Annotated in this window: 19 protein-coding genes; 5 read left to right on the top strand and 14 right to left on the bottom strand. The window is 69.7% G+C overall.

Annotated elements, in window-relative coordinates:
* Nucleotides 1–65: 65 nt before the first annotated feature.
* From ROJ8625_RS15245 to ROJ8625_RS15230, 4 genes are all read right to left on the bottom strand, one after another.
* Nucleotides 66–896 carry an ABC transporter substrate-binding protein gene (locus tag ROJ8625_RS15245; protein WP_085792747.1) on the bottom strand — a complete coding sequence of 277 codons (831 nt, stop codon included), beginning with the start codon at nt 894–896 and terminating at the stop codon, nt 66–68.
* A 22-nt stretch (nt 897–918) separates the two neighbouring features.
* The gene (locus ROJ8625_RS15240; protein WP_143535146.1) at nt 919–1,608 is read right to left on the bottom strand and encodes an ATP-binding cassette domain-containing protein; all 690 of its coding nucleotides are present in this window, start codon (nt 1,606–1,608) and stop codon (nt 919–921) included.
* 67 nt (nt 1,609–1,675) lie between these two features.
* Nucleotides 1,676–2,383 (bottom strand): ABC transporter permease, encoded by a 708-nt coding sequence (locus tag ROJ8625_RS15235; protein WP_085792745.1) that lies wholly within the window; start codon nt 2,381–2,383, stop codon nt 1,676–1,678.
* 81 nt (nt 2,384–2,464) lie between these two features.
* Entirely contained in the window at nt 2,465–3,535 is a 1,071-nt protein-coding gene (locus tag ROJ8625_RS15230) for an NAD(P)/FAD-dependent oxidoreductase (protein WP_085792744.1), read from the bottom strand.
* A 48-nt stretch (nt 3,536–3,583) separates the two neighbouring features.
* Here ROJ8625_RS15230 and mnmC2 point away from each other — a divergent pair, with 48 nt between their 5' ends.
* On the top strand, nt 3,584–4,258 hold the full coding sequence (mnmC2, locus tag ROJ8625_RS15225) for a tRNA (5-methylaminomethyl-2-thiouridine)(34)-methyltransferase MnmC2 (RefSeq protein WP_085792743.1): 675 nt from the start codon (nt 3,584–3,586) through the stop codon (nt 4,256–4,258).
* Complete coding sequence (locus tag ROJ8625_RS15220) at nt 4,255–5,124, top strand: DMT family transporter (protein ID WP_085792742.1); 870 nt, start codon at nt 4,255–4,257, stop codon at nt 5,122–5,124. The genes mnmC2 and ROJ8625_RS15220 overlap by 4 nt, the downstream gene beginning before the upstream one ends.
* A gap of 91 nt (nt 5,125–5,215) precedes the next feature.
* Here the strand turns inward: ROJ8625_RS15220 and ROJ8625_RS15215 are convergent, their stop codons facing one another.
* Nucleotides 5,216–7,165 (bottom strand): transglycosylase SLT domain-containing protein, encoded by a 1,950-nt coding sequence (locus tag ROJ8625_RS15215; protein WP_085792839.1) that lies wholly within the window; start codon nt 7,163–7,165, stop codon nt 5,216–5,218.
* Nucleotides 7,166–7,299: 134 nt separating this feature from the next.
* Here ROJ8625_RS15215 and dapA point away from each other — a divergent pair, with 134 nt between their 5' ends.
* Nucleotides 7,300–8,175, top strand: coding sequence for a 4-hydroxy-tetrahydrodipicolinate synthase (gene dapA / locus ROJ8625_RS15210; RefSeq protein ID WP_085792741.1), 876 nt, complete (start codon nt 7,300–7,302; stop codon nt 8,173–8,175).
* Between the two features lie 21 nt (nt 8,176–8,196).
* Here dapA and ROJ8625_RS15205 read toward each other — a convergent pair whose 3' ends face one another.
* From ROJ8625_RS15205 to ROJ8625_RS15165, 9 genes are all read right to left on the bottom strand, one after another.
* Nucleotides 8,197–8,619, bottom strand: coding sequence for a DUF4174 domain-containing protein (locus tag ROJ8625_RS15205; RefSeq protein WP_085792740.1), 423 nt, complete (start codon nt 8,617–8,619; stop codon nt 8,197–8,199).
* 28 nt (nt 8,620–8,647) lie between these two features.
* Nucleotides 8,648–9,976: a M16 family metallopeptidase gene (locus ROJ8625_RS15200; RefSeq protein ID WP_085792739.1), complete on the bottom strand. Its 1,329-nt coding sequence runs from the start codon at nt 9,974–9,976 to the stop codon at nt 8,648–8,650.
* On the bottom strand, nt 9,973–11,436 hold the full coding sequence (locus tag ROJ8625_RS15195; protein ID WP_085792738.1) for a M16 family metallopeptidase: 1,464 nt from the start codon (nt 11,434–11,436) through the stop codon (nt 9,973–9,975). The genes ROJ8625_RS15200 and ROJ8625_RS15195 overlap by 4 nt, the downstream gene beginning before the upstream one ends.
* 141 nt (nt 11,437–11,577) lie before the next feature.
* Complete coding sequence (locus ROJ8625_RS15190) at nt 11,578–12,114, bottom strand: DUF3035 domain-containing protein (protein WP_085792737.1); 537 nt, start codon at nt 12,112–12,114, stop codon at nt 11,578–11,580.
* A 53-nt stretch (nt 12,115–12,167) separates the two neighbouring features.
* Nucleotides 12,168–12,662 (bottom strand): signal peptidase II, encoded by a 495-nt coding sequence (gene lspA, locus ROJ8625_RS15185; protein WP_085792736.1) that lies wholly within the window; start codon nt 12,660–12,662, stop codon nt 12,168–12,170.
* 14 nt (nt 12,663–12,676) lie between these two features.
* Nucleotides 12,677–14,263, bottom strand: coding sequence for a bifunctional phosphoribosylaminoimidazolecarboxamide formyltransferase/IMP cyclohydrolase (gene purH, locus ROJ8625_RS15180; protein ID WP_085792735.1), 1,587 nt, complete (start codon nt 14,261–14,263; stop codon nt 12,677–12,679).
* Between the two features lie 14 nt (nt 14,264–14,277).
* Nucleotides 14,278–16,041 carry a heparinase II/III family protein gene (locus tag ROJ8625_RS15175; RefSeq protein ID WP_085792734.1) on the bottom strand — a complete coding sequence of 588 codons (1,764 nt, stop codon included), beginning with the start codon at nt 16,039–16,041 and terminating at the stop codon, nt 14,278–14,280.
* Nucleotides 16,042–16,230: 189 nt separating this feature from the next.
* Complete coding sequence (locus ROJ8625_RS15170; protein WP_085792733.1) at nt 16,231–18,000, bottom strand: PQQ-dependent methanol/ethanol family dehydrogenase; 1,770 nt, start codon at nt 17,998–18,000, stop codon at nt 16,231–16,233.
* 211 nt (nt 18,001–18,211) lie between these two features.
* Nucleotides 18,212–18,619 (bottom strand): c-type cytochrome, encoded by a 408-nt coding sequence (locus ROJ8625_RS15165; protein ID WP_306372293.1) that lies wholly within the window; start codon nt 18,617–18,619, stop codon nt 18,212–18,214.
* A gap of 183 nt (nt 18,620–18,802) precedes the next feature.
* Here ROJ8625_RS15165 and ROJ8625_RS15160 point away from each other — a divergent pair, with 183 nt between their 5' ends.
* Together ROJ8625_RS15160 and ROJ8625_RS15155 are read left to right on the top strand one after the other, a co-directional pair.
* Nucleotides 18,803–19,738, top strand: coding sequence for a bifunctional riboflavin kinase/FAD synthetase (locus ROJ8625_RS15160; protein ID WP_085792732.1), 936 nt, complete (start codon nt 18,803–18,805; stop codon nt 19,736–19,738).
* Nucleotides 19,735–20,208 carry a YcgN family cysteine cluster protein gene (locus ROJ8625_RS15155; RefSeq protein ID WP_085792731.1) on the top strand — a complete coding sequence of 158 codons (474 nt, stop codon included), beginning with the start codon at nt 19,735–19,737 and terminating at the stop codon, nt 20,206–20,208. The genes ROJ8625_RS15160 and ROJ8625_RS15155 overlap by 4 nt, the downstream gene beginning before the upstream one ends.
* Nucleotides 20,209–20,214: the final 6 nt, after the last annotated feature.

Raw genomic sequence — 20,214 nt, 5'->3', positions numbered from 1 at the left:
GATGGCCCGCCCCTTTTCGTTTCACCCGGCACGGTACCGCTCGGGACGCGCCGCCGCAGGCCGCCTCAGCCGTCGGTGCCCTCGCGCGGCGCGTTCGGGAAGAACAGCTGCTGGCCGTCGACCTCGTAGGCGGCGATCGCGTCCTGGCCGGCCTCCGACACCAACCAGTCGGCAAAGGCCTGCGCCCCCTCCGCGTTGACGCTCGGGCACGCCTCCGGGCTGACCGGGATCACGCCGTACTGGTTGAACAGGTCCTCGTCGCCCTCGACAGCGATCTCGTAATCCTGCTTGTTCTCGAAGCTGATCCACGTGGCGCGATCCGTCATGACGTAGGCGCCCATGCCGATGCCGGCGTTGAGCGTCGCGCCCATCCCCGACCCGGTCTCGCGGTACCAGGCGCCCGATCCGGACGCCGGATCCACCTCCGTTCCGGACCAGAGCGACAGTTCCTTCTTGTGAGTGCCGCTGTCGTCGCCCCGCGAGGCGAAGGGCGCCTCGGCCTCCGCGATCGCGCTGAGCGCTGCCTGCGCGTCCTCGGTTCCGGCGATCCCGGCGGGATCGCCCTGCGGCCCGACGATGACGAAGTCATTGTACATCAGGTCTGTGCGCGCGGTGCCGTAGCCATCGGCGACGAAGGCTTCTTCGGCCGGCTTGGCATGCACGAGCAGCACGTCGCCGTCGCAGTTGCGCGCGTTCTCGATGGCCTGCCCGGTGCCGACCGCGACGACGTTGACGGTGATCCCGCTCTCCGACTCGAAGGCTGGCAGCAGGTAATCGTAAAGCCCCGAATTGGCCGTCGAGGTCGTCGACTGCACGAGGATCGAGTCCGATTGCGCGACCGCCGCTCCGGCGGCGAGCGCGAGTGTCGAGACGAGGGCGATGCGAGAAAATGCCATGATGGGACGATCCACTTCCTGGTCAGAGAACGATGCGGCCGGCGAGGAAATCGCGGGCCGCCTCAGCCGCCGGAGCGGCAAAGAAGGTGTCGGTCGGCGCGTGCTCGATCACGCGCCCCCGATGCAGGAACACGACGTCGTCGGCGAGCCGCCGCGCCTGCGCCACGTCGTGCGTGACGATCACGAGGCGCGTGCCCCGCTCCGCTTCCTCGCGCACGATCCGTTCGATCATCAGCACAGATCCGGGATCGAGGCTGGCCGTCGGCTCGTCGAGGAACAACACGTCCGGCCCGGTCGCGAGCGCGCGGGCCAGCGCGAGGCGCTGCTTTTCGCCGCCGGACAGCAGGCGGGCGGGCCGATCAGCCTTGTCGCCCAGTCCGACCCGGTCCAGCAGCGCGGCGCGCAGTCCCCTGTCGCGGCGTCGCGCCCGAAGCACGAAGTCCAGATTGGCACCGACCGACCGCCGCAACAGGACGGGCGTCTGGAAGACGAGCGCCTGGCGCGCCGTTACCTCGCGCGACGCAGGCGCGCCGTTCCACGTGACGGCGCCGGCCTCAGGCGGTTCGAGTCCGTGCAGGAGGCGCAGCAGAAGGCTCTTGCCGGCGCCGTTCGGCCCGAGAATCGCGGTGCAGCCGCGCAACCCGAGATCTAGGTCGATCCTGTCGACCACCGCGACGCCGCCGCGCCGGAGCGTCAGCCCCCGCGCGCGCATCGGCAGGAGCGGCGCCCGCGGCGATGCGGCCGCGCCGGCGCGCCCGCCGAGAAAGGGCAGCGCAGCGTCAGACATAGGCGTGCCGCACCGCGCTCGCACGCAGCCCGTGCACGGCGGCGTTCACCCCGAGGGCGAGCGCCATCAGGACGATTCCCAGCGCCAGCGCCATCGGCAACGCCCCTTTCGACGTCTCGAGCGCGATGGCCGTCGTCATCACGCGGGTCAGGTGATCGATGTTGCCACCGACGATCATGACCGCGCCGACCTCGGCCACCGCGCGACCGAACCCGGCCAGCGCCACCGTCATCAGCGCATACCGCCCGTCCCACAGCAACGCGCCCACCACCTGCGCCCGCGTCAGGCAGAGCGAGCGGAACTGCGCGGCATACTCGTCGTGCAGATCCTCCAGCACCTGCCGCGACAACGCCGCGACGATCGGTGCGATCAGGATCGTCTGCGCCACGATCATCGCGGTCGGCGTGTAGAGCAGACCGAGAAAGCCGAGCGGCCCGGCGCGCGACAGATGCAGGTAAACGATCAGCCCGACCACGACCGGCGGCAGACCCATGAGGGCGTTCATCACGACAAGAGCCGTCCCGCGCCCGGGAAAGCGCGCCACAGCCACGAGCGCGCCCAGCGGCAGGCCGATCGCGCAGGCGACCGCGGTCGCCGTCAGGCTCACCCGCAGAGACAGAACAACGATCTCGACGAGATCGGCGTCGCCCGACAGGACGAGCGACACGGCCAGTCGCAATGCCTCTGCAATATCCTGCAAACTCTCCGTCGCCTCCCGCATCCGGATTTTATGCAGGGTAACGACAGAATGTGCATGCCTGCAAGCCCTCAAGCGCGTGTGTCAGCCTCGCACGCCATGCGCCGACCCCGGACCGAGCGCCGCCTCGGCGTGGAATGGCACGGGGATCGCGTCCCGTGCCTCCAGCACCAGGTCGGCCATGACGTCGCCCACCCGCGGCGCCATGCCGAAGCCGATCTTGAACCCGCCATTGGCGACGAAGTGATTCCGTCGGCCGGGCCAGGGCCCGAGGAGCGGCGCGCGGCTGCGCGCCCGCGGCCGGACGCCCGCCCAGCGGGCCACGATCTCCGCGCCCGCCAGGACCGGCAGCACCCTGACCGCCCGTGCCACGAGATCGTCGACCTGCGCGTCGGTCGCGTCCGGCGCGTCGAACGTCCGCTCGCTGGTCGAGCCGATCGCCACCGTTCCGTCGTCGTGGGGCACGACGTGCAGCCCGTCGGCAAAAACCTGCGGCACCGCGCCGGCGTCGTGGCGTATCAGGGCCGCCTGTCCCTTCACGCCGGCGCCCGCCGGACGCCCGGCGGCGTCGGTCATCTCGGACAGCCCGCGCCATCCCGTCGCCCAGACGACGGCGCCCGACTCGCACGCATCTGCGACGATCTCCACGCCACGCACGCGCAACGCCGCGGCCAGCGCCTCGCAGGCCCGCCGCGGGTGGATTCGCGCGCTCAGCGTGTCGTGTACCAGCCAGCCGGTCGGCGTGACCGGGGCAAAGGTTCCGGCGGCCTCGGCCCGGATCACCCGCCACTCGGCCGCCGCGCGCCAGTGCCCGGCCGCCCCGTCGGCGCGCTCCCGCGCCCGCTCCAGGCCTGCGTCGTCCTCGACCGGCTGCAACCGCCCCAGCCGGCCGTATCCCGGATCGGCGCCGCCGACATCGCGCACCTCGGCCCAGAACGCGGCAGCCGCCAGCAGGCTGTCGAGCTGGAACGCCTTCTTCTCGTTCCAGGTCTCGGGCACGTGCGGCGCCAGCGCGCCGACGATCCCGCCCGAGGCGCCGGCCGCGACGCCGTGCGGATCGATCACCCGAACCGACGCGCCCCGACGCGCGCAGGCCCACGCCACCGAAAGCCCGAAGATTCCCGCCCCGCGCACCGTCACGTCGATTGCCGCCATCGCGTGCCCCCTTTTGCTTTGCCGCGCCATGACCTAAGCGCTTGGAGCATGAGCGACCAGCCCGAGACCCTGTGGCGCGACGGCGACGTCCCGGTCTCGCGCCGGTTCGACGACCCGTACTATTCGCTGGACGACGGCCTCGCGGAGGCCCGGCACGTCTTCCTCGCCGGCAACGACCTGCCGGCGCGGTTCCGCGACGGCTTCCGGATCGCCGAGCTGGGCTTCGGCACCGGCCTCAACCTCTTGGCGGCGCTCGACGCGTGGCGCCGCGCCGGCCTCCCCGGCCGCCTTCACGTGACCAGCTTCGAAGCCTTCCCGCTGTCGCCCGGCGACATGACCCGGGCGCAGGCCGCCTTCCCCGAACTCGCTTGCCTCGCGGACGAGCTCGCGCCTTTCTGGGCCGCCGGCACGACCCGGATCGATCTGCCCGATCTCGCGTTCCGCCTCGTGACGGGCGACGCGCGCGCCACGCTGCCGAACTGGGACGGCCAGGCCGACGCGTGGTTCCTCGACGGCTTCGCGCCGGCCCGGAACCCCGAATTGTGGGAGCCCGCGCTGCTCCGCGAGGTCGCGTGGCACACCGCCACCGGTGGCACCGCCGCCACCTACAGCGCCGCCGGCCACGTGCGGCGAGCGCTGGCCGCGGCCGGCTTCGCCGTCACCCGCGTCCCCGGTCACGGGCGCAAGCGCCACATGACCGTCGCCACGAAGGCTCCAGCATGACCCGCAACGACACCCGCCTCGGCATCACCCTGATGATCGTGACGACCTTCATCTTCGCCGCACAGGACGGGCTCTCGCGCCACCTTGCCGACGCGTACAGCGTCTGGATGGTGGTGATGATCCGCTACTGGTTCTTCGCCGCCTTCGTGATCGCCATCGCGCGCCGCCAGGCCGGCAGCATCCGCGCCGCCGCGGCGACGACCCAGCCCCTCCTGCAGGCCTTCCGCGGGGCGCTTCTGGCGCTCGAGATCATGGTGATGGTGCTTGGCTTCGTCTTTCTCGGCCTTGTCGAGAGCCACGCCGTCTTCGCCTGCTACCCGCTCCTGATCGGCGCGCTCGCAGGCCCCGTTCTGGGCGAGACGATGGGCTGGCGGCGCTGGACCGCGACCGCCATCGGCTTCGTCGGAGTGCTGATCGTGCTGCGGCCCTCGGGCGGCGTCTTCTCGCCCTACGCCGCGATCCCGCTTCTCGCGGCGCTGATGTTCGCGCTCTATGGCCTCCTCAACCGCTACGCGGCGCGGCGCGACGACGCCGCCACCTCGTTCTTCTGGACCGGCACGGTGGGCGCCGTCGTCTCGACCGCCATCGGCATCTGGTTCTGGGAGCCGATGACGCCCGGCGATTCAGTCCTGATGGGGCTGCTCTGCATCACCGGCGCGCTGGGCCATTTCACGCTGATCAAGACCTACGAGGTGGCCGAGGTCGGCGCGGTGCAGCCCTTCGCCTATCTCCAGCTGGTCTTCGCCTCGGCGCTCGGAATCGTCGTCTTCGACGAAACGCTGCGCCTCAACGTGGCGCTCGGCGCACTGATCATCGTCGGGGCCGGCCTCTTCTCGCTGCGGCGCGCCCGCCGCGCGGCCGCCTGATCCCGCCACTTCTTCTTGGGTCAAATACTCCGGGGAGCGCGAGGGGCCGCGCCCCTCGCTCCCGCCGGCAGGCCCGGGCGCGCCGGCGCGCCTATTCGCCCAGCGCCATCAGCGTGCTGCCGGTCAGTTCCTGCGAGAACGGCACCGGATGCGGATCGAGACCCAGCCGAGCACGGTAGATCGGCAGGCTCTCGGCGACGCGCATCACGTAGTTCTGGGTCTCGCGGAACGGGATGAACTCGATGAAGTCGATGACGTCGATCTCGCCCCGGCGAAAGTCGCCGAAGCGCTCGGCCCATTGCCGCGGTCGACCGGGGCCGGCGTTGTAGCCGGCGGCCATCATGACGACGTTTCCGTCGAAGCTCCGCGCGAGATAGGCGAGGTAGGCCGAGCCCAGCCGCGCGTTGTAGGCCGGATCGGAGGTCAGGCGCGACTCCGAGTAGGTTTCGCCGAGCCAGCCCGAGACGTCGCGCGCAGTGCCCGGCATCAGCTGCATCAGACCGCGCGCGCCGGCATGGCTGACGACAACGGGATTGAATTCAGATTCGCGCCGCGCGATCGCGAGCACCAGCTCGGTCGGCACCGGGAAATCGCGCGCGGCGAAGCCCGGCAGCGGGTAATAGGGCGCATGCACCTCCAGTCCCGCCTGCGCCGCCCGCTTGCCCAGCATCACCTGGATATGCGGACGGTCCATCTCCTCGAGCATCGCGCCCAGCTTGGCGATCTCGTCGGCCTCGAGGCTCTCGGCCAGGTGCGTGAAGAATCGCTCGGCGAGGGTGTCCTCGCCGGCGGCGAGCAGAAGCGTTGCCGCCTCGAACACGCTCGATCGGGTGAACGCCGCGTCTTCCCACGCGCCGGGGCTCACGCCCGCGAGCGCCGGGTCGGGCGCGATCCCGCCCGCCTCGGCGGCCAGGAGCCCGTAGAACGAGGTCTGGTAGCGGCCGCCGAAGGCATAGGCCGCCTGCGCCGCGTCGGGATTGCCGGCGGCTTCCTCGGCCCGGCCGATCCAGTAGCCCGCGCGCCCGAGCGATATCGGCGTCGCGACCGAATCGCGCATCCGCCGGAAATGCTCGGCCGCCAGTGCCGGGTCGTCGAGAAACCGAAGCGCGAGATAGCCCGACAGCCATTCGAGGTCGGCGTAGTCGTATTCCCCGTTGGGCACCATGTAGTGGGTCGCGGCGACCCGGTAGGCGGTGTCGTACTCCCCGTCGCGCATCAGATCGCGGGCCAGCGTTCGCCGGCGCGACGCCCAGGCCGACGGCTCGCCCAGCGCCTTGGCGTCCGTCGATCGCGCGAGCAGGAAGGCCGCGGCATCGTCGGTGCGCCCCTTGCGCATGCGCCACTCGAAACGGTCGTGCGCGAGACCCGGATCGTCGGCGAGCGAGTCGGGGACCGCGGCGATACGCGTATCGACCCCGGCTTCCATCTCCTGCAGTGCCAGGCGCGCCTCCGCCAGCTTGCGCCGGTCGTCGTCGACAAGCCCGAGCATGCGGCGCGCGTTGACCGTCCAGCCGGCCCACAGCGCCATGTCGAGCCGTGCCGCGTGATGCGGCAGCAAGAGGTCGCCATGATCGGCGAGGAAGGCGGCGATCTCCTCGGACGACAGCGCCAGCGTGCGCCAGGCCAGCACGACGCTGGCCTCGGCCATCCCGTGCTCGCCCGCGTTCGCCAGCGCCCTGGCGTAGGACAGCGCGCCGGACCCGGTCTGCGGCAGCGAATCGGAGAAGAACGCGCGCACGTCGGCATGCGAGGCGGCGGTGATCGCCTCCTCGCTCTTTTCCCGCAGGTAGGCGAGGCCCGGCCAGTCGGGATTGCGCGCGATGAAGTCCTGGACCTCCGCGGCGGAGCCCCGGCCGTCGCGCAGCTTGTGCCACATGACAACGTCGCGGGCGACCGCGCCGTCCGCCCGGGCGGCAATGGTCGCACCGGCCCAGTCGCCGCTGCGCACGAGATCCATGGCGCGGCCGAGGCCGCGCGCGTCCTGCGCGTGCGCAGCGGCAGCGAAGATCGACAGGAGGAGAGCGGCCCAAAGACGCGACATGAGCTTGCAATTCACCATTCGAGAGAGGATAGACACGGCCCGGAGCATATCCACGAGCGGGCGCCCGACAACTCACGTCTGCGACAGGCGGCGGCGCCACGCAACCCGCAATCGGGCTGGAAAAGGAGCGTGTCATGTTCAAGGGGTCGATGGTCGCCCTCGTCACGCCGTTCAAGGACGGCGCGGTGGATTTCGAGACGCTCAAACGCCTCGTCGACTGGCATGTCGAGCAGGGCACTCACGGAATCGTTCCCGTAGGCACGACGGGCGAAAGCCCGACGCTGAGCGCCGAGGAGCACGAGGCGGTGGTCGAGACAGTGGTGACCGCCGCGGCGGGCCGCCTGCCGGTGATCGCCGGTGCCGGCTCGAACAACACGACCGAGGCGATGCGCTTCATCATGCATGCCGAGCGTGTGGGTGCCGACGCCGCGCTGGTGGTGACGCCCTACTACAACAAGCCGACGCAGGCCGGGCTCTACGCACATTTCAAAATGCTGCACGATTGCTGCACGCTGCCGATCATCATCTACAACATTCCGGGCCGGTCGGCCGTGGACATGACGCCTGTCACGATGGGCGAATTGTCAAAGCTGCCGCGCATCGTCGGCGTGAAGGACGCGACGGGCGACCTGGCCCGGGTCTCGGCACAGCGGATCGCCTGCGGCCGCGACTTCGCGCAGATCTCGGGCGAGGACGCGACGGCCCACGGCTTCAACGCGCAGGGCGGCATCGGCGTGATCTCGGTCACGGCCAACGTCGCGCCGCGGCTATGCGCCGAAGTGCAGGAGGCGTGCCTGTCCGGGGACTACGCCCGTGCGCTCGACCTGCAGGATCGGCTGATGCCACTGCACCACGCGATCTTCACCGAGCCGGGCCTGTGCGGCGCCAAGTACGCCATGTCGCGGCTCGATCTTTGCGAAGAGGACGTGCGGCCACCGCTCGTGCCGCTCACGCCCGAGACGCGCGAAAAGGTCGATTTCGGACTGCGCCACGCCGGTCTGCTGAACTGAGCGCCGCGCCGCGGATGCCGCCTACTGCGACATCTCGCGGCGCCGCATCGGCATCGCGTCGATCGTCCCGAAAAGGTCAGCGGCCGCCACAGGCGCGGTTTCGGTGCGTTTGACGCCGCCGTCCTTGCCCACGAGCACGAATAGAAAGCCGTCGGGCGCGAACCGCGCCCGCAACGCGCCGCCGGCCTGCGGATCGGTGTCCGACAACACGACGATATCGCGATCTTCCACGTCCGGCTGCGCCGCCTCCAGCGTGGCGACCTGACGCCGGAATTCGGGATCATCGGGCGACGGTGCGAACAGCAGGACCGGCCGGTTTTCCCAGCGGTAGGCGCTGAGATCGTCGGTGTCGGGCGACAGCGTGCGCATGATGCCGCGGTCCGCGTCCGCTGGCGCGGCCAAGGCGGCGCCGGCGACCGACAGGCTCGCGATCAACCGGCGCATGCCGGCACCCGTGTTCGATGCGCCACGCTCACTGCGTCGCCTCGCCGTCCAGCCCCTCGGGCTGACCCACGATCGTGAAGTGCAAAGCGTCCGGCTTCATGAGCTCACCGGCCACGCGCTGGATATCCTCGGCGGTGACGGCCTCGATCATGTCGTTCCGCGTGTTCACGTAATCCGGCGACAGGTCCTGCAATTGCATCCCGACGAGAATGTCGGCAATGGCGCCGTTGCCGTCAAATCGCAGCGGATAGGCCCCGGTCAGATAGGTCTTCGCGTCCTCGAGCTCGGTGTCGCTCACGCCGTCTTCGGCGGTGCGAGCCCAGGTGTCGCGGATGACCTGCACCGTCTCGGCCATGCGTTCGTTGGCGGATGCGACCCGCCCCATCATGAGGTCCGCGTAGTCGCGCGTCGCGAGGTAGGAATAGACACCGTAGGTCAGACCGCGCTTCTCGCGCACCTCTTCCATCAGGCGCGATTCAAACCCGCCGCCGCCGAGAATGTGATTGAGCACGTAGGCGGGGAAGAAATCGGGATCGTGACGATCGATGCCGGAATGCCCGAATATCGCGACGGATTGCGGCGTGTCGAACGGCACGACGGTCACACCGCCACTGTCGGGGATCTCGACCTCGGTCGGCAGACCCGGTCCGCTCTCCGGCAGATCGGCGAGCAGCGAATCGACAAGAGCGGACAACTCGTCGGCACTGATATCGCCGGCTGCGGCGATCACCGCGCGGTCCTGCACGAGCGCGGCCGCATGCGCCGCGACGATGCTCTCGCGCGACAGGTGCGGCACGGTCTCCAGCGTACCCGAAACGGGGCGCGCGTAGGGGTGATCGCCGAACGCGTAGTCGGCCGCGCGCCGCTCCGCGATCTCGTCGGGGTCGGTCTGTGCGGACCTGAGGCCGGAGATCACCTGCCCGCGCACCCGCTCGATCGCGTCGGCGTCGAAGCGCGGAGCCACGAGACTGTCTCGCAGGAGCGCCACGGCCTCGTCACGGTTCTCGGTCAGGAACCGCGCGGACACCGATACGCTGTCGTGGTTCGCGTCGTAGCCGAAGGAGGCGGCGAGCTCTTCCTCGGCCGCGGCGAAGGCGCGCGCGTCACGCTCGCCCGCGCCCTCCTCCAGAAGGCCCATCATGAGGTTCGTGACGCCCGCCTGCCCCTCGGGATCGAGGACGGCGCCGCCCACGAAGCGGATCTCGAGCGAAACGAACGGTACGCTGTCGTCCTCGACCAGCCAGGCCTCGAACCCGGCGTCGGTGGTGACCTCCTCGATATCGACCTGCGCCGCTGCCGGGACGGCAAGGGCGAACAGCGCGGCGACGGCCGCGGCGGCTTGGATGCGGCGGATCATTGCGTGATCTCCCCCTGACCTTCGATCGTGTCCGCCGCGGGCTCCCGCGTCGGCGTGGCAGCCGGCGACACCTCGGATTCGCCCTCGTCGGCCGCGGCACTCTGGTCGCCGGTGAGGTAGCCGGTAACAGAGCGATCACTGACGAAAAGCTCGCGTGCCGCCTGCATGATGTCCTCTTCGGTCACGGCCTGCAGGACATCGGGCCAGTCCTGGACGTCCTCGACCGTCAGGCCGGTCGCCAACGCGGCGCCGTAGCGGCGGGCGAGCCCGTCGGAATTGTCGAGCGCGTAGATCTGCTGTGCGCGCAAACGAAACTTGATCCGCTCCAGCTGTTCCGGGTCGATCCCTTCGGACATGAAGTTCTCGAGCACGCGGTTCAGGTCAGCCTCCAGCGCGGCGAGACTCACGCCCTCCGCGGGGACGGCCGCGATGCCGAACGACGTGTCGTCGACCGACGTGCCGTCGTAGAACGCGCTGGTATAGACCGCTGCCGGGCGCTCGAACTGCAGTGTCCGCGTGAGCACCGACGTCTGACCACCGCCGAGGATCTCGGCGAGGATGACCAGCGCCGCGGCACGTTCCTGGTCACCCGGATCGCGCTCCGGCGCGAGGTACGTGCGCACCATGTAGGGTTGCGATACGCGCGGATCGGCCATGCTCAGGCGCCGCTCTGCGCGCTGCGGCGGCTCCTGCGGCCGCGTCCGCTCCGGCAATGACTCGTTGGCCGGGATCGCGCCGTAGTGCCGCTCCGCCATCGTGCGCACCTCGTCGGGCGTCACGTCGCCGGCCACGACGAGGATCGCGTTGTTGGGCGCGTAGTAGGTTTCGTAGAAATCGCGCGCCTTCACCTCGTCCAGTTCTTCCATCTCGTGCCGCCAGCCGATGACCGGCGTGTTGTAGGGATGGTTGAGGTAGAGCGCCGCGCTCGTCTGCTCGTTGAACAGCGCACCCGGCGAGTTCTCGACCCGCTGGTTGCGCTCCTCGAGGATCACGGACCGTTCGGTGTCGGCGTCCTCTTCCGTGAGCTGGAGATTGACCATGCGGTCGGCCTCCATCTCCATCATGCGGTCCAGCCGATCGGCGGCGACGCGCTGGAAATACGCGGTGTAGTCGTAGCTGGTAAAGGCGTTGTCGCTGCCGCCGTTCCGCGCGACGACGCGGCTGAACTCGCCGGGCTCGAGGGTCTCGGTGCCCTTGAAGAGAAGATGCTCGAGGTAGTGTGCGACACCGGAGGTGCCCGGTGTCTCGTCCGCCGCCCCGGCCCGGTACCAGACCATGTGGGTGACCACCGGCGCGCGGTGGTTCTCGATCACCACGACCTCCATGCCGTTGTCGAGCGTAAAGGTGGTTACCTGCTCCTCGATGGCCTCCTGCGCGGTGGCGGGGCCGGTCAGGATCGGTGTGGTCGCCGGCAGCGCCAGAAGCGCGGCGGCAGCGATGGTGCTCAGCCGTGTCAGCATGCGGGGGTCAACCTCCTCGAACCCGGTTCACCGACTAGCTACGACAGCCCTCGGCGAGTTCAAGCAACTTGACAGATTTGTAAGCTCGGGCCCCGTGTCCGACTGTGCGTCGGCCTGATCCCGCTTGCCGGCGCAGAGACGTCAGCGTGCGGGCGGCGGAGCGGACGGCGTTCGGATGTTCGTGCCCGGCACGCGGACGCGGTCCAGCCATGCCTGTGCGTCGAGCGACTGGCGCCGATACGCCCGGTTGTACTCGTCCTCGCGAACGATGCGCCAGTTGAGGATCGATGCCCGCCGGCGGAAGGCCGCATCCTCGCGTGCCAGATCCTGCCGGACGGTCGGATTCACGCCGCGCCGCCCCGCCGCAGCGACGAGCGCGCCGTCCGAGGCAGGGATCCCGGCGCCCGACGACAGCCGCGACGGATCGCCGCCAAGCGCCGCGACGGTATCCGACAGCGGGGTCAGGTCCGCCCGGTTCGCGCCGCCCGGCGTGGGCGCCGGCAACGCGGCGCGTCCGGCCGGCGGCGCCTGCAGCGGCTTGTTCGGGACGATGCCGAATTCCTCGGGCGCGCCGCGGAAGTTCTCGACACGGCGGAGGTTGGTCTCGCCGTCGCGCGCCGAGGAACAGGCACAAAGGGCCAGCCCTGTCAGGAGCCCCACGACCATCCGAACCCGCATTCCGCCTCTCCGTTCCGTCATCGCCCGAGCCTTAACGCAACTCTTTGCCGTCGTCACGCGCGCTTTTTCCGTCGTGCTGGCGGTGAGTTGTCGTCGCCCGGAAAGAGCACGAGCCCCGCCGCGCCGACGAAGATGGCGATGTCGGCAACGTTGAACGAATACGGGTTGTCGATGCCGCAGCACGACATGTTCAGAAAATCCGCGACCGCACCGTAGACCAGCCGGTCGATGACGTTGCCGAGCGCGCCGCCGATCAGAACGCCGCCCGCGATCAGGCCGGGCACACCCGGCGGATCGCGCCTGAGCCACACCAGCACGAAGAGGACGATGCCCATCGCCACCGCGATCAGCACCCACCGCGTGAGGTCGGCCTGTCCCGAGAACAGGCCGAAGTTGATGCCTGTGTTCCACGCCATGCGAAAGGTCAGCCACGGCGGCGCCACCTCGATCACGCCGCGCGTGTCGAGCGACAGGATGTGCAGGATCCACCACTTCGTCGCCTGGTCCAGGACGAAGATCGCCAGAGCCGTGATCCCCACGAGCCGCATGCCGCGCCGCCCGGTCAATGTCGGAAGTGCCGCATGCCGGTGAAGACCATCGCCAGCCCCGCCTCGTCCGCGGCGGCGATCACCTCGTCATCGCGCATCGCGCCACCAGGCTGAATCACGGCCTTCGCCCCGGCCTCGGCGGCGGCAAGCAGGCCGTCGGGAAACGGGAAGAAGGCGTCCGAAGCGACGACGGCGCCCTGCGTCAGCGCCGTGTCGAGGCCGAGCGCCTCGGCCATGTCGGCGGACTTGCGCGCGGCGATGCGGGTCGAGTCGACGCGGCTCATCTGGCCCGCACCGATGCCGACGGTCGCGCCATCCTTAACGTAGACGATGGCGTTGGATTTCACGTGCTTGGCCACGGTCCACGCCATGCGCAGATCAGGCATCTCCGCCTCCGACGGGGCGCGGCGCGTCACCACCCGAAGCGCGTCCGGCCCGACGCGGCCGGTATCGCGGTCCTGCACCAGAAAGCCGCCCGACACCTGCCGGATCGCGAGGCCCGCGGCCGCCGGATCGGCAAGCCCGCCGGTCACGAGAAGGCGCAGGTTCTTCTTCGCCGCGAAGATCGCGCGCGCGTCCTCGTCGGCCTCGGGCGCGATCACCACCTCGGTGAAGATCTCGGTGATCGCCTCTGCCGTCGCGCGGTCGAGCGGCCGGTTTAGCGCAACGATGCCGCCGAACGCCGAGGTCCGGTCGCAGTCGAAGGCGCGCGAATAGGCCTCGGCCAGCGTCGCGCCCGTCGCGACACCGCAGGGATTGGCGTGCTTGATGATCGCGCAGGCCGGTGCGTCGGCGCTGAACTCGGACACGAGTTCGAACGCCGCGTCGGTGTCGTTGATGTTGTTGTAGCTCAGTTCCTTGCCCTGAAGCTGGCGCGCCGTCGCGATGCCCGGCCGGGTCGCGCCGTCGGTGTAGAACGCCGCGGACTGGTGCGGATTCTCGCCGTAGCGCAGCGTCTGCGACAGGCGGCCCGCGACCACCCGGCGGCGCGGCGCGGCGTCGCCGAGCGCATCGGCCATCCAGCCCGACACCGCCGCATCGTAGGCGCCGGTGCGGGCATATGCGGTCAGCGCGAGCCGCTGGCGGAACGCGTAGGAGGTCGCCCCGTCCTGCGCGTCGAGCTCGGACAGCAGCGCGTCGTAGTCCTCGACATCGGTCACGACACTGACGAACCGGTGGTTCTTGGCCGCCGCCCGGATCATGGCGGGGCCGCCGATGTCGATGTTCTCGATCGCGGTATCGTAGTCCGCACCGCCGGCCACGGCGGACTCGAACGGGTAGAGGTTGACCACCAGAAGGTCGATCGCACCGATACCGTGTTCGGTCATCGCGGCCACGTGGCTGTCGTCGTCGCGCAGCGCCAGAAGCCCGCCATGCACCTTGGGATGCAGCGTCTTGACCCGGCCGTCCATCATCTCGGGAAAGCCGGTGACGTCCGAGACGTCTTGTACCTCGAGCCCGGCGTCGCGCAGCGCGCGGGCGGTGCCGCCGGTCGACAGAAGCTCCACCCCCCGGTCTGCGAGCGCGCGGCCGAGATCTTCCAAACCGGTCTTGTCGGAGACGGATATCAGCGCGCGGCGGAGGGGCACGAGGTCGGTCATGGGCAGGCCTTCGGTCAGGTGGCGTCTTCTATGTCGTCGTCCTCGGCCACGGACGGCGCGAGGTCGCGGATGGCGACCTCGGTCTCGTGCGCCTTGGCGAGGGTCCAGCGGACGCGCGTCGCATACTCCATCGCGCGGCCGGATAAAACGATCTGTTTCGTCGCCCGCGGACGGAGTCGCCCCTTCTCGAGATAGACCGACGGTTCAAGCGCCAAATCGGCCACGCCGTCGTGCCGGAAAACCCAGACCTCGCCCGAGCGGAGCGCCACCGACACAGCCGATCCGCCCATGTCGAGGGTCGCGTCGGCCTCGGGGTGCAGGTGAAAGCGGATCTGGAAGGGCAGCCCGGCCAATTTCGCCCCGGTCAGCCGCGCATCGAACAGCCGCTTGTCGCGGGCGCCCATCGCCACCAGAAGATCCTCGCCCGCCAGATGACGTCCGTCATGCGCCAGATCCAGCATCCGCGCGTGCGTGAGCCCGTGGGTCGAGGCGTAACCATCGTGCGCCCCTTCGAAGCGATACGCATCATCGAGCGTCTTGAGCTCGACGGGCACGCGCTCCGGCGCGTCCTCCAGCATCTCTCGCGGGGCCGCGCCGACATATCCGCTCTTGCCGAGCCTTGCGCTGGAATACCCGTCGAGGCACAGCGCCGAATGCGAGGGGGTCGCCCGGCCCGCGCGGCGCCACTCCGACCCGAAAATCGCACCGGAGCCGCAATTGACGATCAGCGGCCGGCGTCCCGAGGTCAGTTCGAAGGCCAGTGTCGAGGCATGGGCGTTGAACGACGCAGGGCCCGACGGCGGCGGCGTCGCGTCAACGATCAGGCTCGTGCGCCCGCCCGCAAGCCGCGCAAATCCCATGGCGAGGCCGCGCTGGGGCCGCCGGCGCACCCGTGCCGCAGCCAAGGCCTGGTCCAGCCGGCCCTCGAGACCGCGGCCGCCACCGTGAAAACGGGCCAACCCGCCATCGGCGTGACGCAGCGCGCGCAGCGTCGGCGCGATCCGGGCGATCGCCTCGGCATGATCGGGCTCGGGGGCGCTGCCACCCTCGTCGAGCGCCGACGCCGCCCATGTCAGCAACGTGAGCACCTCGAGCAGGTCCTCTGGATTTCGGGTCGCCAGCCCGCCCTCCGCATCGACGATGCGCGCGCATTCGCGCGCGAGCGCGGCCCGGGCGGGTTCGACCTGGTCATCCATTCCCTCGAGCGACAGGCCGGCATAGAGCAATCCGGTCAGCGCCTCGAACCGCGCGAGACCCGGCAACGTGGCGGACCAGCGCCGCGCGAGGTAGAGCGTTTGCGCCCCGAGTGCGCGGTGAAACGCCGCGGATTCCTCGGTCGTGCGCCCACGCAGCAGGAAGAAGGCATGATGCGTCCAGCGGATGATGCGCCGTCCGGCCAGGTCGGGCTGCCAGCCGGGGCCCGAGCCGTCGCCGAAGCGGTCGATCCAGCCCCAGACCCAGGCCTGTGCGACCGCGCGGGTGCGCGGATCGGCAGCGGCTGCAAGGTCGTCGAGCCACGCGCAGCCGTGAATCTCTTCTTCGAAGGCCGGGTCGGGCGCGGTCACGTCCCAGATCGACCAGCCCGGTGCCTCGACCAGGTGCCCGGCAAACATGAGGTTGCCGGCCGCGAGTTGGCGGCCCCGCGCGAAGGACCCCACCGTGCGCGGCTCGGGCGCCGAGCGGAACGCCGTCGCCGGGCGCGCCCGCGCCGCGCGCCACGCGTGATACCGGTTGTGGGTGCGTGCGGCGGTCTCGCGCCACCGCTCCAGTCTGGACATGCCCTGCTTCGCCTCTCGCCCGCCGCGCCCGGCGTGTTGTCGGACCCGAGATTACCGGCGCATCGGGGCGAAGTCACCGCCTCGCGTGAAACGATCATGCGGCCGGTCCCGAAGGCTTGCTGTACACCCCGAAAACGCGAAGCGCCCGGCACGAAGGCCGGGCGCACCGTCACGGTCGGGGGGTGACCGTCATTCCAACGCGGCAAGCTCGCGCGGCAGCTTGAACGTCCAGAGCATACCGCCCTGGTTGAGGTAGTTGACCTTCTTGGCGACTTCGCCGCCCCAGAGCGGCACAGCTCCGCCCCAACCAGAGATCACCGACACGTACTGTTCGCCGTCCTGCTCCCAGGTCACGGGCTGTCCGACGATTCCGGAGCCGGTCTGGAACGACCACAGCTCTTCGCCGGTCTCGTCATCCAGCGCGATGAACTTGCCCTCGGGCGTGCCGAAGAACACGAGGCCGCCGGCGGTCGTCATCACACCGCTCCAGAGCGGCGCGTCGTTCTTGTATTCCCAGACCCATTCGCCGGTATCGGGGTCGATCGCCTTGAGCGAGCCGATATGATCCTCGTAGTTCGGCTTGATGGTAAAGCCCGAGCCGAGATAGGCGGCGCCCTTCTTGTAGGTGATCGGCTCGTTCCAGATATCCATGCCCCACTCGTTCGAGGGCACGTAGAAGTTGCCCGTACGCTTCGAGAACGCCATCGGCATCCAGTTCTTGCCGCCAAGGAACGACGGCGACGAGAACACGACCTCGCCCTTCGCACCGTCGGCGCTGGCCGACGGATCGCCGGGCCGGTTTTCCTCATTGAAGATCGGTCGGCCATTCTCGTCGATGCCGTCTGCCCAGGTGATGTCCTTCACAAAGGGCTCGGCCGACACGAACGCGCCGTCCTCGGCGTTCAGCACGTAGAAGAAGCCGTTCCGGTCCGCCGTGGCGAGGCGCATGTTGCCCTCGCGGTCCTCGTAGGGCACGACCTCGTTCACGCCGTCGTAGTCCCAGCCCTCGCGCGGCGTGGTCTGGAAGTGCCACTTGATGTCACCCGTCTCCGGATCGATGCCGAGGCGCGACGCCGCATACAGGTTGTCGCCCGAGTTGTCCTCGGTCGGCTGGCCCGCATTGCGCAGGTGGCTGTTCCACGGCGCCGGGTTGCCCGTGCCGAAGATGAGCGTGTCGGTGCGCGCGTCGTAGGATCCGCCGAGCCACGTCGCACCGCCGCCGGTCTTCCACATGTCGCCCGGCCAGGTGGCGTTGAGCTCACCGGTCATGGTGCTCTCTTCGCCGTTGAGGGTGCCCATGTGTCCTTCGATCACCGGGCGGGTCCAGACCATTTCGCCCGTTTCGGCGTCGCGCGCCTGAACTTCGCCGACGATACCGAACTCGCCGCCGGAATTGCCCGTCACGACGAGGCCGTCGACGATGAGCGGCGCGGCGGTATAGCTGTAGCCGGCCTTGTAGTCGGCGATCTGGTCACGCCACACCACGTCGCCGGTCTTGGCGTCGAGCGCCACGATCCGCGCGTCCAGCGTGCCGAAATAGAGCTTGTCGTTGTAGAGCGCGGCGCCGCGGTTCACCACGTCGCAGCAGGGCAGAATCCCCTCCGGCAGACGGGCATCGTACTGCCACACCTCGGCGCCGGTCTCGAGATCGATCGCGTAGAGCCGCGAATACGAGCCGGTGATGTACATCATGCCGTCGTAGATCAGCGGCTGTGTCTCCTGACCGCGCTGCTTCTCGCCGCCGAGGCTGAAGGCCCAGGCCGGCACGAGGTTCTGCACGTTGTCGCGGTTGAGCATCTCGAGCGGGCTGTAGCGCTGCAGGTCGCGGCCCATGCCGTTGGTCACGACCTGTTCGGTCATCGACTGGTCGTCGGCGATCATTTCGTCGCTGACCTGCGCGGTCGCGGCGCCGGCCGAAGCGACGATCCCGGCCACGACGATGGCGGTGAATCGTGTCATGTCTGTCCTCCCTGTGGAACACGGCACCGGCACGCCCTGCGCACCGGTCAATCTCTCCTCCGTCGGCAGTATATGCGCTGCCCCGCGGCCTCATACGGCGCTTTGGTCTTACGACCCACGTGCGATTGACAGCCCCGGCCTCCACCCGACGGCGCGCCCTGGCCCTGGGAGGTTTTGCCCGGGCGGGCCGCCGAACGGGACCGGGGCTCGATCACTCGGCGGAATCCCCGCCGCCGAGCGACATCAGGTAGGCGAGGATGAAATCCTGCACCGTCGGATCCTCGATGCCGACATGCCGCATGCGTGTGCCGGGCATGAAGCCGTCGTTGTCGGCCATCCATACGCGGAGCGCCGCCGGCGTCCAAACGATGCCCGATCCGGCAAGCACCTCCGAGTAGGCAAAGTCCGGCATGCCTCCGGCCCGGCGCCCGACGACCCCGGCAAGCGGCGGCCCGTACGAGGCATCCGTGGCCTCCGGCGCATGGCACCGCCGGCACTCGGCCGAGAAGAGAGCCGCGCCGGCCTCGACCTTGATGGCCTCGAACGTGGCTTCGGACGCGCCGAGCGGTGCAGCGGCACCGACCAGCATCGCGGCCATGAGAACGGAGCGCATGTGCATGATGGATCTCCTGTCTGTCCCGGGCGCAGGCTTGCCGACCACGAGCGATGCGACCTTGATTCACATCAAGCCGCGCGCACCTTGGGCTCGTGCTTTGGTCTTACGACCTTGCGAGAGGCCCATGGCGGCAGGCCGATCCCCGGGGCCTTGCGCCCCTCCGGGACCGGGGCTAACCCGGTGGCCATGCGGATCCTGCGCGCCCTGTCCGAACTGCCCGACGATGCCCGCGGCGCCACCGCTGCGATCGGCAATTTCGACGGCGTGCACCTCGGACATCGTGCGGTGATCGAGACGGCCCGCGCGGCCGCCCCTGGCGCACCGCTCGCGGTTCTCACCTTCGAGCCGCACCCGCGCGAGGTGTTCCGTCCAGAGGATCCGCCGTTCCGGCTCACCGGGCCCGAGACGCGCGCGAACAGGCTGGCCAAGCTCGGCGTCGACTGGCTGTTCCAACTGCCCTTCGACGATTGGCTCCGCGGCCTGTCGCCCGAAGCCTTCGCGCGTGAGGTCCTGACCGACGGGCTCGGCCTCGCCCACGCGACGACTGGCCCGGATTTCCAGTTCGGCAAGGGCCGCGCGGGCGGTGTCGCCGATCTCGCCCGTTTCGGCGCCGAGATGGGATTCGGCACCACCGCCGCGCCACTGCGCGAATTGGGCGGCCTGCGCGTCTCGTCTACCGCCATCCGCACGGCGCTGACCGAGGGACGCCCGCGCGACGCCGCCGAACTCCTGGGCCACTGGCACCGGATCGACGGGCCGGTCCTGCATGGCGAGAAGCGCGGCCGCGACCTCGGGTTTCCCACCGCGAACATGTCGCTGGACGGGCTGCACAAGCCGCGGTTCGGGGTCTACGCGGTCCTGGTCGACGTGCTGTCGGGGGCCCATGCCGGCACCTGGACCGGGGCGGCCTCGGTCGGCGTGCGCCCGATGTTCGGAGAGAACTTCGCCAATATCGAGACCTTCCTCTTCGATTTCGCCGGCGACCTCTACGACACGCACCTGTCGGTGGCGCTGGTCGACTTCCTGCGACCCGAGGAACGCTTCGACGGCGTCGAGCGGCTGGTGGCGCAGATGCACGAGGATTGCATGCGCGCCCGCGAAATCCTGAAGGATTTGGCATGAGCGACGACCCGATCGACCGGTCCGGCCTCTCCCCCCGATTCTGGGAGGACAAGCGCCTCGACGAGATGTCCGGCGCGGAGTGGGAGGCGCTCTGCGACGGCTGCGGCAAGTGCTGCCTGAACAAGCTCGAGGACGAGGACACCGGCGAAGTCGCGCTGACCCGGGTAGCCTGCCGTCTCTTCGACGACGCCACCTGCCGGTGCGCCTCCTACGACACCCGCCACGCCTTCGTGCCCGAATGCATCGTGCTCAGCCCGAAGACGATCCCGGATCATGCCTACTGGCTGCCCTCGACCTGCGCCTACCGCCTGCTGTGGGAAGGGCGCCCGCTGCCGGACTGGCACCCGCTTCTCACCGGCACGCCCGACAGCGTTCACCGCGCGGGCGTGTCGGTGCGCGGTCAAACCGTGTCCGAGGTCACGCTCGACGAGGACGAATGGGAAGACCACATCATCGACGAGCCGGTCTGAGCCGCC

The sequence above is a fragment of the Roseivivax jejudonensis genome (assembly GCF_900172265.1).
GTDB classification, from domain to species: Bacteria; Pseudomonadota; Alphaproteobacteria; order Rhodobacterales; family Rhodobacteraceae; genus Roseivivax; species Roseivivax jejudonensis.
The sequence above is the reverse complement of the archived record's forward strand: the minus strand, read 5'-3'. Positions and strand labels throughout refer to the sequence as shown.

Coding starts and splice junctions, on each gene's coding strand:
- ROJ8625_RS15155 (WP_085792731.1), top strand. CDS start 19,735: ATGAGCGACGACCCGATCGACCGGTCCGGCCTCTCCCCCCGATTCTGG.
- lspA (WP_085792736.1), bottom strand. CDS start 12,662: ATGCGGCTCGTGGGGATCACGGCTCTGGCGATCTTCGTCCTGGACCAG.
- ROJ8625_RS15195 (WP_085792738.1), bottom strand. CDS start 11,436: ATGCTGACACGGCTGAGCACCATCGCTGCCGCCGCGCTTCTGGCGCTG.
- ROJ8625_RS15215 (WP_085792839.1), bottom strand. CDS start 7,165: ATGTCGCGTCTTTGGGCCGCTCTCCTCCTGTCGATCTTCGCTGCCGCT.
- ROJ8625_RS15245 (WP_085792747.1), bottom strand. CDS start 896: ATGGCATTTTCTCGCATCGCCCTCGTCTCGACACTCGCGCTCGCCGCC.
- ROJ8625_RS15230 (WP_085792744.1), bottom strand. CDS start 3,535: ATGGCGGCAATCGACGTGACGGTGCGCGGGGCGGGAATCTTCGGGCTT.
- ROJ8625_RS15200 (WP_085792739.1), bottom strand. CDS start 9,976: ATGATCCGCCGCATCCAAGCCGCCGCGGCCGTCGCCGCGCTGTTCGCC.
- dapA (WP_085792741.1), top strand. CDS start 7,300: ATGTTCAAGGGGTCGATGGTCGCCCTCGTCACGCCGTTCAAGGACGGC.
- purH (WP_085792735.1), bottom strand. CDS start 14,263: ATGACCGACCTCGTGCCCCTCCGCCGCGCGCTGATATCCGTCTCCGAC.
- ROJ8625_RS15160 (WP_085792732.1), top strand. CDS start 18,803: ATGCGGATCCTGCGCGCCCTGTCCGAACTGCCCGACGATGCCCGCGGC.
- ROJ8625_RS15170 (WP_085792733.1), bottom strand. CDS start 18,000: ATGACACGATTCACCGCCATCGTCGTGGCCGGGATCGTCGCTTCGGCC.
- ROJ8625_RS15175 (WP_085792734.1), bottom strand. CDS start 16,041: ATGTCCAGACTGGAGCGGTGGCGCGAGACCGCCGCACGCACCCACAAC.
- ROJ8625_RS15240 (WP_143535146.1), bottom strand. CDS start 1,608: ATGCGCGCGCGGGGGCTGACGCTCCGGCGCGGCGGCGTCGCGGTGGTC.
- ROJ8625_RS15190 (WP_085792737.1), bottom strand. CDS start 12,114: ATGCGGGTTCGGATGGTCGTGGGGCTCCTGACAGGGCTGGCCCTTTGT.
- mnmC2 (WP_085792743.1), top strand. CDS start 3,584: ATGAGCGACCAGCCCGAGACCCTGTGGCGCGACGGCGACGTCCCGGTC.
- ROJ8625_RS15205 (WP_085792740.1), bottom strand. CDS start 8,619: ATGCGCCGGTTGATCGCGAGCCTGTCGGTCGCCGGCGCCGCCTTGGCC.
- ROJ8625_RS15220 (WP_085792742.1), top strand. CDS start 4,255: ATGACCCGCAACGACACCCGCCTCGGCATCACCCTGATGATCGTGACG.
- ROJ8625_RS15165 (WP_306372293.1), bottom strand. CDS start 18,619: ATGCACATGCGCTCCGTTCTCATGGCCGCGATGCTGGTCGGTGCCGCT.